12 protein-coding genes are annotated in these 14,594 nt (G+C 70.6%); 4 read left to right on the top strand and 8 right to left on the bottom strand.

Going from position 1 to position 14,594, the window contains the following annotated elements; all coding sequences use genetic code 11:
* Positions 1-17 precede the first annotated feature (17 nt).
* A complete protein-coding gene (locus POL67_RS17985) occupies positions 18-665 on the top strand; it encodes a hypothetical protein (protein WP_271918602.1) in 648 nt (215 codons plus the stop codon).
* Here POL67_RS17985 and POL67_RS17980 read toward each other — a convergent pair.
* Positions 662-4,555, bottom strand: coding sequence for a serine/threonine-protein kinase (locus tag POL67_RS17980; RefSeq protein ID WP_271918601.1), 3,894 nt, complete (start codon positions 4,553-4,555; stop codon positions 662-664). The two genes, POL67_RS17985 and POL67_RS17980, sit on opposite strands and share 4 nt — an antisense overlap.
* Before the next feature lie 427 nt (positions 4,556-4,982).
* On the opposite strand from POL67_RS17980, the gene POL67_RS17975 reads away from it, so the two are divergent.
* On the top strand, positions 4,983-5,378 hold the full coding sequence (locus tag POL67_RS17975; RefSeq protein WP_271918600.1) for a hypothetical protein: 396 nt from the start codon (positions 4,983-4,985) through the stop codon (positions 5,376-5,378).
* A 5-nt stretch (positions 5,379-5,383) separates the two neighbouring features.
* Here POL67_RS17975 and POL67_RS17970 read toward each other — a convergent pair whose 3' ends face one another.
* The 3 genes from POL67_RS17970 to POL67_RS17960 all read right to left on the bottom strand — a co-directional run bounded on the left by POL67_RS17970 (position 5,384) and on the right by POL67_RS17960 (position 8,318).
* Positions 5,384-6,037, bottom strand: a complete 654-nt coding sequence (locus POL67_RS17970; protein ID WP_271918599.1) for a hypothetical protein — start codon at positions 6,035-6,037, stop codon at positions 5,384-5,386.
* 120 nt (positions 6,038-6,157) lie between these two features.
* Positions 6,158-7,279 (bottom strand): arginase family protein, encoded by a 1,122-nt coding sequence (locus POL67_RS17965; RefSeq protein WP_271918598.1) that lies wholly within the window; start codon positions 7,277-7,279, stop codon positions 6,158-6,160.
* 43 nt (positions 7,280-7,322) lie between these two features.
* Positions 7,323-8,318, bottom strand: a complete 996-nt coding sequence (locus POL67_RS17960; protein ID WP_271918597.1) for an NADPH:quinone oxidoreductase family protein — start codon at positions 8,316-8,318, stop codon at positions 7,323-7,325.
* A gap of 320 nt (positions 8,319-8,638) precedes the next feature.
* Here POL67_RS17960 and POL67_RS17955 point away from each other — a divergent pair, with 320 nt between their 5' ends.
* Both POL67_RS17955 and POL67_RS17950 read left to right on the top strand, forming a co-directional pair.
* Entirely contained in the window at positions 8,639-8,899 is a 261-nt protein-coding gene (locus tag POL67_RS17955; RefSeq protein ID WP_271918596.1) for a hypothetical protein, read from the top strand.
* On the top strand, positions 8,896-10,248 hold the full coding sequence (locus POL67_RS17950; RefSeq protein WP_271918595.1) for a tetratricopeptide repeat protein: 1,353 nt from the start codon (positions 8,896-8,898) through the stop codon (positions 10,246-10,248). The genes POL67_RS17955 and POL67_RS17950 overlap by 4 nt, the downstream gene beginning before the upstream one ends.
* 64 nt (positions 10,249-10,312) lie before the next feature.
* Here the strand turns inward: POL67_RS17950 and POL67_RS17945 are convergent, their stop codons facing one another.
* The 4 genes from POL67_RS17945 to POL67_RS17930 all read right to left on the bottom strand — a co-directional run bounded on the left by POL67_RS17945 (position 10,313) and on the right by POL67_RS17930 (position 14,592).
* Positions 10,313-11,920, bottom strand: a complete 1,608-nt coding sequence (locus tag POL67_RS17945; RefSeq protein ID WP_271918594.1) for a DUF4215 domain-containing protein — start codon at positions 11,918-11,920, stop codon at positions 10,313-10,315.
* Positions 11,921-12,026: 106 nt separating this feature from the next.
* Positions 12,027-12,551, bottom strand: a complete 525-nt coding sequence (locus POL67_RS17940; RefSeq protein WP_271918593.1) for a single-stranded DNA-binding protein — start codon at positions 12,549-12,551, stop codon at positions 12,027-12,029.
* Between the two features lie 54 nt (positions 12,552-12,605).
* Positions 12,606-13,634 (bottom strand): recombinase RecA, encoded by a 1,029-nt coding sequence (gene recA, locus POL67_RS17935; RefSeq protein WP_276075754.1) that lies wholly within the window; start codon positions 13,632-13,634, stop codon positions 12,606-12,608.
* Positions 13,635-13,713: 79 nt separating this feature from the next.
* Positions 13,714-14,592: a YifB family Mg chelatase-like AAA ATPase gene (locus tag POL67_RS17930; protein ID WP_271918592.1), complete on the bottom strand. Its 879-nt coding sequence runs from the start codon at positions 14,590-14,592 to the stop codon at positions 13,714-13,716.
* Positions 14,593-14,594: the final 2 nt, after the last annotated feature.

Below are 14,594 nucleotides of genomic sequence, written 5' to 3'. Positions count from 1 at the left end.
CAGCCGGAGGATCTTCGATGCACCTTTCTTCCTTTCGATCCACGTGGTTACTCGCGGCGAACGCCGCCCTGGCCCTGGCCCTGCTCGCCTGCGGGACCGAAGTCACGAACCAAACCCACGGAAGCGGGGGCGGAACCAGCAGCGGAACCGGCAGCGGCGGCGCGGGCGGGAGCGGCGGCGCGGGCGGCGGCGGCAGCGGCGGCGAAGGCGGGAGCGGCGGCGAAGGCGGCGCCGGGGGCAGCGGCGGAAACGGCGGCGCAGGCGGGAGCAGCGGCGGCGTCGAATACACCGCGGCGAACCTCCTCACGCACGTCCCGCGGTTCATCATCTTCAAGGCCGATCCCACGCGAAACGTCTGCTTTCGTCTCTTCGTGGAGATGGGCACGACCCCGACGCTCGCGATCGAAACCACGCCGCCCTGGATCCTCTCGCACGCGGACGTGACGAACCAGGCGAGCGACTGCGCGATGCAAGGAGGGTTTCCCCCGCAACCGATGAGCTCCGCGCCCGCCGTCTCCGGCACCGGGACGTTGGAGGTCGAAGGGACGTTCCCCTGCTCGCTCTCGCTCCACGGCACGCTCTCGTTCGAAGCCCAGGACCCGTGGGTCCCGGCAAGCGAGCCCCTCGACGTGGATGCCCTGCCTGTCGACGGCGGCTGCGGCTAGCCGCCCACGATCCCCGCCTCCGCCGCGAGTTCGAGCACGCGCCGGTTTTCCGCGACGCGCGACAGGAACACCTCGCGCGCCTCCTCTGCGTCGAGGCGCGACGAGATCCAGAGGAGGCGCTCGCGCGCCGTCGAGAGCTCCACGCGCGTCCGCTCGGAATCACCGGCCGCGCGCAGCGCGAGCACGCGCGAAAGCCGCACGCCGATTTCGTCGGTGCCCATACGACCGATCGCCGCGAGGATCACCATGGCTGCCGCGGAAAACTCGAGCGCCGCGGCCACGTCGCCCTGCGCGAGCCGGATGCTGGAGAGGACCGAGAGCGCCATCGCGTCGTAGCGGCGCATGCCCGCGACCCGACGGCGCGCCGCCTCGACCTTCGCCGCCGCGGCGTCGAGCTCGCCCTGCGCGAGCAAGCAGCGACCGAGCTTGAGCCGCGTGAGGCCGCCGAGGCGCATGTCCCCCTGCGCGTCGAGATCCCGCTCGGCCTCCGAGAGCGTCGCGAACGCCTCTTCGTAACGGCCCATGAAGTACAGCGCGCTGCCGAGGCTGCCCCGCGCGGCCGAGAGGATGCGCGACAAACCGAGCCGGCTCGCCGCGGCGAGGAGCTCCTGGCAGAGGTCGCGCGCGCGCTCGGCCTCGCCGATGTCGATGAAAAAAAAGCAGGCGTCGAGGCGCTGCGAGCAGGCGCTCCGCAGGTCGCCCGCTCGCTCGAAGATCCCCCCGGCTTCGAGGAAATGCTTTGCCGTCGCGTCGTACCGCCACGCGCGGCTCGCCCGGCTCGCCGCGAGCACCTGGAGCAAGGCCTGCGTGCGCAGCTCGCGACCCGAGGGATCGTCGAGGAAGGGCTGGAGCTTCCGCAAGAGCTCCTCCGACACCTCGTATTGCCCCGTGATGAAAGCTTGCAGCCCTGCGCGAATCGCGACCTGGATGTAGGCGTCGCTCTGCTCGCCGCGCGCGCCGAACGTCGAGAGCGTCGCGCAGAGCGAGGCGAGCTTGTCCTGCGCGAGGCGCCTGCCTGCCGCGATGGCGAATGCCGAGGCCGCGTCGAACCAGCGCGGCGTGCCCGGTTCGAGCGCGCGCATCGCGGCCTCGGCGAGCTGCTCGGCCTCCTCGAATGCGCCCTGCCAGTGCGCCGCTTCGGCCTTGAAGCCCAGGCACTCCCCGAGGACACGCCCCGCGGCGCCACGCGCGATCACCCGATCCACGTGCCGATTCACGGCCACGAAATCGCCGGCTTCGAGCGCCTCGCGCGCGGCGCGATGGTGGTGGACGACCGCGCGTTCGAGGTCGTCGCCTTGATCAAAGTGCTCGGCCAGCACGGCCGCGCGGGTCTCGCCCGCGGCTTCGAGCCAGACGCCCGCGAGCGCGTGGCCGACGGCGCGATCCGCGGGCGTGAGCATCGCATACGCTGCCTCGCGGAAGAGCGCGTGGCGAAAGCCGTACTCGCGTTCGTCCGGGAAACGCGCCTCGCGCCGCGCTTGCACGACCTCTCGATCGCAGAGGAGCGTGATCCACGGCTCGACGTCCGCTGCGCCGAGCGCGTCGCCGACGAGCGCCCCGACGCCGCCGCGCCAGAACGTCTCGCCGAAGATCGAGGCCGCGCGCAGGATCCGCCGCGCCTCGAACGGGAGGCGCTCGATACGCGATTGCACCATCGCGACCACCGTCTCCGGCAGCGTCGACGACCCCGACGACTCGACCGCCGCGCGCGCGAGCTCTTCGAGGAAAAGCGGATGCCCCGCGCCGCGATCCACGATCGCCTGCACGTCCTCGTCCCGCGCCGCGTCGCCGAGGCTCTGCCGCACGAGCGTCGCCGCCGCCCGCCGCGACAGGCCCGCGAGGCGCAGGTGATGCACCTCGCGCTCGGCGAAGATCCCCGGAAAGAGCTCCAGCGTCTCCGGCCGCCCGAGCGCCAGCACGAAGAGCGGCAGCGCATGAAGGTTGCGGAGCAAACGATCGAGGAGTTTTACGGTGGAAGCGTCCCCCCAGTGCAGGTCTTCGAGCACGAGGACGAGCGGGCGCGACGTCGTGACGCCCTCCACGAGATCCTCGAATGCGAGCCGGATCTGATCCCCCATCACCAGCGGATCCCGCCGCGCCGCGCGGAGAAGCTCGCCCTCGTCGGCCCCGGGCCGCGGCGCCTCCACGAGCTCACCGAGGAACGTGGTGATGCGCTCCCCATTCGCCGGCGAAACGCGCGGAGCGAGGAAGGAACGCAGCGCCTCGTGACGAGCCTCGGCGGCCGTCCCGTCGCGGATCTTCGCGGCCCCACGGAGCGCCGAGGCGATCGAGCCGAACGGCGCGCCCGCGCTCAGCGGCTCGCCGCGGCCCACCCATGTCTCGACCGTGGGCGCGATGCGCCGCAGCGACGCGAGGATCTCCCGCCCGAGCCGCGATTTGCCCGCCCCCGCCTCCCCCACGACGACCGCCGCCGCGGCGCGTGGCTCGCCCGTGACCTCCTCGAAGAGCCGCTCGATGTACCCGACCTCCCGCTCGCGCCCCACGAACGGCGCGGTTCGGCCCGCGAGGAGCCGCGACGCATCCCCCGCGGGATCCTCGGCGAGCAGCACGTGCAGATCGCCCTTTCGCTCCAGCGAGAACCGCGCGTCGAGCAGCCCGCGTGTCGTCTCGTCGATGACGATCCCGGCCATGTCCGCGGGCGCGAGGCGGAGCAGCGCACCCGCGCGCGCGGCCGCATCGGAGAACAACGATCCCGCCCCGGCGTGGCCACGGCCCGTCGTGAGCACGAGCGGAAGGCCCGCCCCGAACGCCCGCATTTCGAGCGCGCATCGCGCGGCCGCCGCGGCTTGATCCGTCGCGGCCCCGCGCCCCGCGAGCGCCACGAGGACCGTCCCGTCCCCGAGCGCCTCGATCCGCCCGCCGAGCGGCGCCGCCACGCGCGTGACCGCCTGGACGAGCGTGGGATCCCGCCGATCGAGCACGGTGTCGTCGAGCGGCGCGGCGCTCGGCAAGGGCGCCGCCGCAAGGAGCACGACCGACACGAGCCGCAGCTCCTCGCCCGTGAGCGAAGGCGGTCGCTCGCTCGGGATCGGCCGCGGACCGCACCGGCTCGGATCGATCGCCGCGAGCGCCGTCGCCACCTCACTCGCGGGGCAAAGCCTCCGCTCGGGATCCTTCTCCAGCAGGGCCGACACGAGCGCGTCGAGCTCGGGGGGCATGCTGGGCATGACCGAACGCAGGCGCGGCGCGGGCTCGAAGAGGATCTGCGAGATCACGCCGAGGATGTGATCCGCCGCGACGAACGGCTTTTTTCCCGTGAGGCATTCGAAGAGCAAGGCCCCGAGCGCATAAAGATCGGCGCGCCCGTCCACGTCCCGCGCCCCGCGGATCTGCTCGGGCGCCATGTACGCGGGCGTGCCGACGAGCGCCCCCGTGAACGTGGCCGTCTGCGTGCCCGTCACGCGCGCGAGGCCAAAATCGATGACTTTGACGCGCGCTGGGTCTCGATCGACGAGGAAGACGTTGTGGGGTTTCACGTCGCGGTGAACGACCCCGATCGCGTGCGCCGCCCCGAGCGCCTCCACGACCGTGCGCGCGATCGTGAGCGCGTCCTCCGGCGCGAGGGGCCCGCGCGTGATGCGGCGCGCGAGATCCTCGCCTTCGAGCCACTCCATCGCGAGCCAGGGCCGCTCCCCCGGGAGCATGCCGTGCCCGAGGCAAGCGACGATCGCGGGGTGCGAGAGGCGCTCGAGCGCGGCGACCTCCCGCTGGAAGCGCTCCTCGGCTTGCGCGCCTGCCGCGCGGAGGACCTTGAGCGCCACAGGCGTCCCCGCGCCGAGGTCCCTGGCGCGGTACACCTCGCCCATGCCGCCTTCGCCCGCGAGATGCTCGATCACGAATCGCTGCGCGACGACCGTGCCGGCTTCCATCGTCCACCCTTACCCGCCTTCCGCAGCAGCGGCCATGACCGGCGCGGCGCGACTCGTGCTCGTGGCCGTGGGTCCAAAGCCTACATCACAACACAACGTAAGTTCACCCGTTTGCCTCGTCGACGAGACCCCGGAGCTAGTCCGATCAGGGCGGGGGTCTCGTCGGCGAGACCCGGAGCAGGTCCGATTAGGGCGGGGGGCTCGTCGGCGAGACCCCGGAGCTAGTCCGATTAGGGCGGGGGTCTCGCCGACGAGACCCCGGAGCTAGTCCGATCAGGGCGGGGGTCTCGCGCGCGAGGCAGGCAGCGAGGTCCGATCAGGGCGAGGGTCTCGTCGGCGAGACCCGGAGGGGGTCCGACATGGGCGCGGGCCTCGCGCGCGAGGCAGGCGGGCGAGTACACTCCCCGCCCCGAGGCGACGAACGAACATGACGAACCCGGCCGACCCCCAGGAGGCCCGCGTGGTGGGCCTGAACCCCGTGGACTTCGTGCTCGCGCTGGTCGTCGCCTCGCTCGCGACGGCCCTCGTGCTGCTCGACAGGCTCGCGCTCCCGGCCTTCGCAAAGATGTTCGACGAGTTCGGCAGCAGCGCGGTCTTGCCGCTCGTGACGCGCGCCGTGGTCGCCCACGTGACCCCACTCGGCGGGGCCGCGGGAGCGGTTGCGCTCGCCGTGGCGGGAATGTTTGTGCGCAAAAGAGGCGGAGGCAGGATCGCGGTGGGGCTCTTCTGCGGCGGGATCGCGCTCGCCATCGGCGCGGTCGGGCTCTCGTTCTACGGGCTCTACGCGCCGGTGTTCGATCTCGCCGACAAGGTCCAGCCCTAGATCCATCACCGCCGCCGCTTGCGGCGCGGGCGCTCTTCCTCTTCAGGCTCGGGCTGCTCGCCGATCTGCTTGTTGTACCGGCGCGCGGCGTTGGCCGCCTTTTGCGGGTCGTCGATCGGGTGCTCGCGCTTCGTCCGCGCGTAGCCGGCCCACGCCACGCCGCCGCCCACGAGGCCCACGATAATGCCGCCCGTCGCCGCCGCCGTCGTCCACGTCGGGCGCGACTCAAAGCCGTACTCGTCCTTCGTCGTGAGCGAGGAGCCGAGGATGATCCCCGCGAGCATGGCCGCGCCGCCAACGATCGCGAGCCCGATGCCGACGCGGTTCATGCTCACGCCGGTGGAGCGGTAGTCCGCGATCTGCGCCGCCGCATCGGCGTCCCCCGCGATGCTGTAGAAGTCCTGATCGTCGATGTTCGTTTCGCCCTGAAACACCTGCCAGCGCGTGACGTCGTACGAGCCGACCTGATTCTCGTAGAGCGACGAGGTCCCGACGAGCCGGCCGGAGGAGTCGCGGTGCTGCACCTCGCCGACCTTCGCCTGCGTGACGTACGTGTGCGTCTCGGTGCGGACCTCGACGTTGAGCGGCTCCCCCGTGGACTCGACGCCCGTCTTGGGCAGGCTGGCGCAACCCCACGACCCCACGGCAAGCGCCATCACGACGGGAACCGCACTCCACCCACTGCTACGACGAGGCTCGATACGACGCATGGACCCTCCGACTTTCCGGGAGGAGACAGCAGCGACGTAAAGCTGTCAACGGGTCCGCGAGGAATGGCCTCAGCGACCGGCGAGCATCGCGCGGAGCGTCTCGTCGAGGTAACGCACCGCGAGCCCGACGGTCCGCCGCTGGCTTTCCGGGCTCGGGCCGAGCACGGGAGCAACTTCCATCACATCCCCCGCGACGATCCCCACCTCACGGCCGAGCCGCCGGATCAACTCGACCACAAAATCCGGCTCGAGCCCAAAAGGCTCCGGCGTGCCCGTCGCGTCGGCAAACCGCTCGTCGGTGCCGTCGATGTCATTGGAGAAATAAACACCCGTCACGCCATGCGATTTGAGATGCGCGAGGAGAGCGTCGAGGGTGGCCTCGGGTTTGGCGAGGCATTCGTCCGCCCAGAATTGCCGCACACCGAGGCCCTGCTCCCAGTGGCCCCGCTCGTGCCGCGAGGCCCGCGTGCCGACCTGGACGAGCCGTCCATCCCGGCCAAACAGTTCGTTCGCATGGTACGACCAGGTCGCGAAGCACATACGAATCCCGAGGCGCTCGGGCAAAAGATCGGTATGCGCATCGGGCTGCACGATGCCCCAGCGCTCCTTCGCCGGCGGACGGACACGCGCGAGCGCAGCCGCGACAGGCCATGCCGTCGAATGATCCCCACCAATGACGAAGGGCTTTACGGTGGGGTTGATCTGAAAGACGAGGTCGAGCGCACGCTCAGCGATCGAGAGCGGCGAGACAGGCAAGCGTTCGGCCACAGCCGCGGGGACATTCGGATAAAGCGCCTTCCGCGAGGCAGCCTTTTGCGCCTCGTTCAGCATGTCATCCGAGAGGAGCTGGGGGACGACGAAGACATCGCCGATGTCGACGACGCCCATCCCGGCCGCGCGCGCCGGAAAATCAGGCTGCTCTTCGAGCAAGCGCGAGCGGATCGCCTGGGGGCCGAGGTTCGCCCCGCGCCGGAAGCCCGCGCCGACGTCCGAGGGCACGCCGAGGATCACGACGCGCGCCGCGCCGATCCGCGCGAGCGCTTCGAGGTGCTTTTCCTGCACGGCCTCGTCGGTCGTGACCTGGTAGAGCGCGCGTTGCAGGGCGAGCTGCTCGGCGCGCCCCGTCGAGACCAGGTGAAGCCCGCCCCCCGCGGGCCGGAGGAGAACGGCGAGCTCTTCGATCGGCGTCATGGCGGGGCTAGCGTAGGCCAGAAGGCCCCGGCGTGCACTTCGCTCAACGCGCGGACGCAGCCCCGCGCTCCGTGACGAGCACGACCTTGCCCTTCACGCGCCGCTCGGCCATCGCGGAGAGCGCCGCGCTCGCCTGTTCGAGCGGATAGGTCTTATCGACGTGCGGCCGGATGCGACCGTCCCGCACCCACCCGAAGAGCTCGGCGAGACCCTCGCGATACCGCTCGGGCTCACGCATCGTGAACGAACCCCAGAACACGCCGACGATCGAGCAGCCCTTCAGCAGCGTGAGGTTCAGCGGGATCTTCGGGATGTCGCCCGCGGCGAACCCGACCACGAGGTAGCGGCCTCGCCAGGCCATCGCGCGCAGCGCCGGTTCGGCGAACGAGCCTCCGACGGGATCGTACACGACGTCCGCGCCGTTCGGTGCGAGCGCCTTCAGCCGCGCCTTCAGGTCTTCCCGGCTGTAGTTCACGACCTCGTCGGCCCCGCGCGCCCGACAAACCTCGAGTTTGTCGTCGCTCGACGCGCAGGCAATGACGCGCGCGCCGAGCAGCTTCCCGATCTCGATGGCGGCGACGCCCACCCCGCCCGCCGCGCCGAGCACGACGAGCGTCTCGCCGGCCCGAAGCGCAGCCCGATCGACCAGCGCGTGATGCGTCGTCCCGTACGCCACGAGCAGCGTCGAGGCCGTGACGGGATCGATCCCGTCCGGCACCTTGATGACCTGCCCCTCGCCCAGCGCGACCTCCTCGGCGAAGCAGCCGTACGGAGCCCAGGCGACCACCCGATCGCCGACTGCGAGCGACGTCACGCCGGCGCCTACCGACGTGACGATTCCGGAAACCTCTCCGCCTGGCGAAAAGGGCAGGCTTGGCTTGAACTGGTACTTGTCTTGGATGACCAGGAGGTCCGGGAAATTGACCGAGGCTGCGTGGACCGAGACGATCACCTGGCCCGCTTCGGGCGTGGGGCTCGGGAGATCCTCGACGACGAGCGACTCGGGGGGCCCGAAGGCCTTGCAAAGAACGGCTTTCATCGTGGGTGCGTGGGTCCTTCTGCGCAGAGGGTGTTTTGCAGGCGTCGCGAGCGGATCGAGGGTAGAGCTCATCTCGTAAACCGTCCAGGAGCGTCCTGAGGTACACGACGATGCATCCGAGGTGGACGAAGCCGAGGAAGTTTTCGGCGTGGCGCTCGTACCGGACCACAGTCTGGCTGAGTCGTCAGGGGGATCGGGGGCAAATTGCCCGCGCATGTCCGCGCTGCCGTTCCCGTCCGCGCCCTTCTTTCGTGCAGCGCTCGCGCCGCAGGATCAACGACTTGACGCGCCGGCATTGCATCGATGTATCCTTGCCCCCTGTGCGACGACGTATCCTCGGCGGTTGTGGCCTCGTGCTTCTCACGGCATGGTTTTGGGCAGGAGCTGCGCGTGCCGATATCCTGCCGGAGCCCGAGCGCCCGGCCGACTGGGACGAGCACCCCGCGCCCACGCCCGAGGTGCCGCTCGAGGAGACGCTGGCGCGTCGGCTGTTGCCCTTGCTCGCCCTCGGGATGGCCGGAGGGACGGCGCTCGCCGCGACGCAGCGGCGGCGCGCCTTCGCCCGCGCGGGGCAGCGATGAAGCGATACCCGGACGACGGGCGCTTCGTGGTGCGCGGGGATCCGGAGGAGGTCGTCAGCGCGCGGAGGGCGCTTTGGAAGGAAGTGCTATGGGGGGGCAGGAGGAATCTCAGGCCGGGCCCCTTGCCGACAGACGAATTCTGGCTCCACGGAAGCGATCGGCAATCCGGCGCGCGCGTGCTCGTTGATCCGCGGAGCTACCCGTTCACCTGGACGCGCGACCTTGCGACCGAGACCGTCGCCCGGACCGTGCAATCGCTTGCGCTCCCGTACACGGTGCCCGTGCTCCACGTCGGTCCGGGCATTGTCTTCGCGGAGCCGCCGCCCGCGCGGCCCTGGCCGTCTCTGGGGATCGAGGCCGCGGCGACGTGCGCGCTCCAGGCGTGTGAGGTCGTGGTGCAGTTGCATGCGCGCGGGTGCGGCCCCCTGTTGTTCGGCCCGTCCCACCTGCGGCTCGTCGAGGAGGACGGGCAGTGGCAGATTCGCTGGCTCATCCCGGGGTTCCAGGCGGTCGACATGTACGAGACGCTCGCCAAGGACCACGAACGAGAGCGCGGCCATCCGCGCTGGCAGGGGTCGAGCGTGCCCATCGAGCACGACATCTGGCTGATCGCTTGTTTCTTTTTCTCGCTGCTCGCCGCAAACCATCCGGCTGGAGAGACCCTCGCTCCTGCCCCTCGCGAGGCCTTTCGGACGCTCCGCCGCATTCGCGAGGAGGGGCCCGCGGCCGCCGGAATCGAGGACGGCGCTTCCTTGGCTGGGATCCTCGCCGTGCTCGCCCGCGTGCCGTCCACGCACATCGAGGGGTTCCCCGTCGTGCGGACCTTGCCCCGGGTTTTTCCAGACTGGAACGTTGTCATCGCCGACGGCGAGGAGCTCTGGAAATCCGATTCGTTGCGCCGCGGCGATCGGGACCACGTAAAACTCCCCCTCGCGACCGCCTATCACCAGCGCGCGAGCCGCGCCTGGGCCCGGGGAGAGCACGGAGCGGCGCTCGCCGACGTGGATCGAGCCCTCGAACTCGACGACTACGCGCCCTACCACACGACCCGCGCTGTGCTGCTCGACGCCCTGAATCGCCGCGACGAGGCGCTCGCGGCGATTGCCATGGCCTTCACGATCATCGCTGAGGCCAAGGAGCGAGGGTTCTGGACCCCCGACGAGCAAGCGGCCCGGGAGAAGGCCGAGGACGTGGAGCGGGCGCGCGCGCACCTGACGCGGGGCCTGCTTGCTTTGCGCGCGGGGTCGCTCGACGAGGCCGAGGCGGATGTGCGCCGGGCCGACGAGCTCGCGCCGAGCGCGCTCTCCACGCGAGCGCTCGCTGCGGTGGCGCGCGCTCGCGCGCGATGACGTTACGGCAGACGTTCTGGCCAGTGCTGAGCTCGAGCCGCGCGCAATCCTGATGAACCCCCTCTCAGGGCGCGTACTTGCGGATCCAGGCGTTGTAGCCTTCGTTCGTCGTGAGCTCGGTGCCCACGACGAACACCTCGGAGGCGCTGTTCGTGGTGATCCCCTCGCCGTAATCGGCGCCGTCTCCTGCCCCGCCGTACACGTTGGTCCAGAGCTCCTTGCCGGAGGGATCGTATTTGCGGGTCCAGATGTCCGTCGAGAGCGTGGGGGTCATCTCGTAGCCCGTCACGATCACGTTGCCGCTCGGGTCGGTGGCCACGGCGTAGATTGCGTCCAGGCCTGCGGGGACCTGGCTCGTGTGGGTCTCGGTCCAGAGCTCGTCCCCGTTTGAATCGTACTTGCGCAGCCAGGCGTCGCGGCCGAAATTCGTGGACTCGGAGCCGCCGACGAAGAGGGTCCCATCCGGGGCGACCGCGACTGCGAACCCGTAATCGTCGCCGTTCAATGCGCCATTGAAGGTGCGCGTCCACGACTCGGTCGGCTGGGAGCCGCCGACCGACAGCTTGGTCACCAAGACGTCCGTCGAGCCCGCCTCGTTCGTCACGTAGCCGACGGCATAGGCGAAATTGCCGTCGAGCGCGATGCCCTGCGCCGCATCGGTGGCCTTGCCCGGCCCGTCCACGAGGCGCTGCCCCATGATCGAGCCGTCTACGATCGACAACTTCAGCACCGCGAAATCACTCCCGCTGGCGTTCGCCATCATGGCCCCGGCGACGTAGACGTGCCCTCCGCCCTGTGTCGCGACGCCCCACGCGAAATCGTATCCGTCGACTCCGCCGTCGTAGCTCTGCGACCACAGAAGCCCGCCGTTCGTGTCGTACCGACGAACGATCATGTTCGTCGTCCCGTCGGCGAGGGTCTCGTATCCCACGGCGACGATGTTGCCGGATGGCTCGACCGCCACGCCGTAAATTGCGTCGTCGAGGCCCGCCGCGCCGCTGACCAGGGCAAACCACATCGGGTTGCCCGCCGGATCGAGCTTGCCTACGAACCCGTCGTAATGATCCGGCGTGCCCGTCAGGCCGAGGAGCCCGCCGACGATGAGGTTGCCCTTGGGGTCCAGCCGGACGCTCGTGATCTCCTCGCCTGTCGACGACGGGATGCTGTGGCTCTGCGTGAAGAGCACCGTGCCCGAGACGATGCAGTCGTGGTTGCAGCCGTCGCCGTCGATCTCGTTGGCGTCGTCGCACGCCTCGGCCGCCGCATACACGAACCCGTCGCCGCAGACCGCCTTCTCGCACGTGGTCTTGCAAGCGCCGGTGTCGCTGTTCAGCGGGCCGTCGTCGCACTCCTCGCCCACGTCGACCTTGCCGTCGCTGCAGAAGCCCATGGTACCGCCGACGCCACCGACGCCGCCCACGCCACCGACGCCACCCACGCCACCGACGCCGCCCACCCCGCCCACCCCGCCCACACCACCGACGCCGCCCACACCGCCCACACCACCGACGCCGCCCACACCGCCGATGCCGCCGCCGTGCCCGGCGAACCCTCCGCCGCCGTCCGAGCTGCTGTCGCCGGTGCCGGGGAACGATCGGCCGCAGCCGCTGGCGACAGCGAAACCAGCGAAGACAAGGGCAAGCAGGGGCGTCGTGGTAAGTCGATGTGCCATGGTATGCTCGATATTTGCCACGGGGACCGGGCTGCCACAAGGGCCGAGCCGCGGGCCCGGGGCGCGTTTTCCGCACGCCCCGGGCCGTGTCACCCCCCATGCCGTTTCAGAACGGCATCTCTTCGAGCATCTCGGTTTTTCGTGGCGGCGCGCCGTTCCGCTTCCGCGGGGGGCGGGCCGGCGGCGTGGGCTCCGGCGGGACCTCGGGCTCCTCCTGCGGGAGCGACATCTCCACCGGCGCGATGTCGTCGTCCGCGTCGCGACGCAGCGCCCCCGCGTGCTCGCGGTGCGGCGCCGGCGAGGGCCCGCCCGCGAGGCAGATGTCACGCGCGTGCACCTCGGTCTTGTACCGCTTCTGGCCGTCCTTCTCGTAACTCGACGTGCGCAGCGTCCCCTCCACGAGCACGCACGATCCCTTGCCGAGCACACGCGCGAGGCCCTCCGCGCGCGGGCCAAAGACGACCACGTTGTGCCACTCGGTCCGCTCCGTGAGCTCGCGGTTCCTGTCGAGGAACGACTCGTTCGTCGCCATCCGGAATTGAAGCACCGCCGTCCCGCTGCCCGCGTACCGGAGCTCCGGATCCGCGCCGAGGTTGCCGAGAAGTACCACCCTGTTCATGCCGTCGCTCATGTCGTCCTCCGTTCCGTCGTCGTTCGTTCGAATGGTTTTTCCTGGATTGCCTGGTCAGGCCGCCTTCTCCGCCGCCCGCGCGCCCACGCGCGCCTCCGAGCCCGCGATCACCGCGGCGCGCAGGGCGGCGTAGAGCCGCTCGTTCGTGAGCAGCGTCTCCCGCGCGCGCTCGCGCCCCTGCCCGAGGTGCTCGCCGCTGAAGGAGAGGTGCGCCCCGCTCTTCTCGACGATGCCGATCTGGCAGCCGTAATCGATGAGGTCCGAGGCCGCGTCGACGCCGGTCCCCCAGCGAATGTCGAACTCCGCCTCGCGGAAGGGCGGCGCGAGCTTGTTCTTGACCACCTTCACCCGCGTCCGCGAGCCCACCGCCTCGTCGCCGACCTTCACCGGACCGATGCGGCGCACGTCGAGCCGTACGCTCGCGTAAAACTTCAGCGCATTGCCGCCCGTCGTCGTCTCGGGGTTGCCGAACGTGACCCCGATCTTCTGCCGGAGCTGGTTGATGAACACGAGCGTCGTGCCCGTCCGGTGCGCGATCGCCGTGAGCTTGCGGAGCGCCTGGCTCATGAGCCGCGCCTGGAGCCCCATGTGCGCGTCGCCCATGTCGCCCTCAATTTCCGCCTTGGGCACGAGCGCCGCCACGGAGTCGACAACCACGATGTCGACCGCGCCGCTGCGCGTGAGGGTCTCGGCGATCTCGAGCGCCTGCTCCCCGCAATCCGGCTGCGAGACGAGCAGTCGCTCCGTGTCGACCCCGACGGCGCGCGCATAACTCACGTCGAACGCGTGCTCGGCGTCGATGAACGCCGCCACGCCCCCCGCCCCCTGGGCCTCGCGCATCGCGTGCAGGGTGAGCGTCGTCTTGCCGCCGCTCTCGGGGCCGTAGATCTCGACGATCCGGCCGCGCGGATAACCGCCGATGCCAAGCGCGGCGTCGAGGGCCATCGCACCCGTGCCGATGACCCGCACGTCCGTCTCCGCCTCGTCCCCGAGCGACATGATCGCCCCCTTGCCGAATTGCTTCTCGATCGAGCCCACGACCGTCTTCACCGTACGCATCTTCTCCAAAAGCTCCGTCATCATCGGTGTATCCGCCTTTCTTGCCCGTTACTTCGACCGCCGCCGAGATCAGTTGCTAAGAAAAATCGTTTTTCCGGATCGCCTAGCGTCGGCCCCCCGCCACGCCGTCGCGATCGAGCAGCCGCGCCTGAATCGCCTCGGCCACGTGGCTCGCCCGCACCGGCGTGCCGCCGTCGAGATCCGCGATCGTCCGCGCCACGCGCAGCACCTTGCCGTACGCCCGCGCCGAGAGGCCGAGCCGCTCCACCGCTTGCCCGAGGATCGCCCGGCCCGCCGCGTCCGGCGTCGCCACCTGCTCGACGTCGCGCGGGCCGAGATCCGCATTCGAAAGGGCGCTCGTCTCGCCCGCCTCCCGGCGCGCCGCCTGAATCGCCCGCGCCGTGATCACGCGCCGCCGCACCTCCGCGCTCGCCTCCCCGCGCCCCTTGCCGCCGAGGTGCGAGACGTCCACGGGCGGCAGCGGCACCTGCAGATCGAGCCGATCGAGGAGCGGCCCGGACAAGCGCGCTCGATACCCCCGCACGCGCTCGGGGGTGCAGGCGCAGCGGCGCTTCTCGTCGCCGAAGAGCCCGCACGGGCACGGGTTCACCGCGGCGATCACGAGCGGCCTCGCCGGGAACGTCACGCGGCTCTGCGCACGGCAGATCGTGACGAGGCCGTCTTCGAGCGGCTGCCGCAGCACCTCGAGCGCACTCCGCTTGAATTCGAGCAATTCGTCGAGGAAGAGGCAGCCGTGGTGCGCGAGCGAGACCTCGCCGGGCCGGATCGGGTCCCCCCCGCCCACGAGGCCCGCGGGGCTCACAGTGTGGTGGGGCGCGCGAAACGGCCTCGCCTGCGAGAGTCCTCGATCCGAGGGCAGGAGCCCGGCGACGGAGTGAATCGCCGTCACTTCGAGGGCCTCGTCGTACGAGAGCGGCGGCAAGATCGTCGGCAGCCGCCGCGCCAGCATGGTCTTGCCCAAGC

Source organism: Polyangium mundeleinium (assembly GCF_028369105.1).
Taxonomy (GTDB): domain Bacteria; phylum Myxococcota_A; class Polyangia; order Polyangiales; family Polyangiaceae; genus Polyangium; species Polyangium mundeleinium.
Note: the sequence above shows the minus strand (reverse complement) of the source record. Positions and strands in the feature narration are given on the sequence as shown.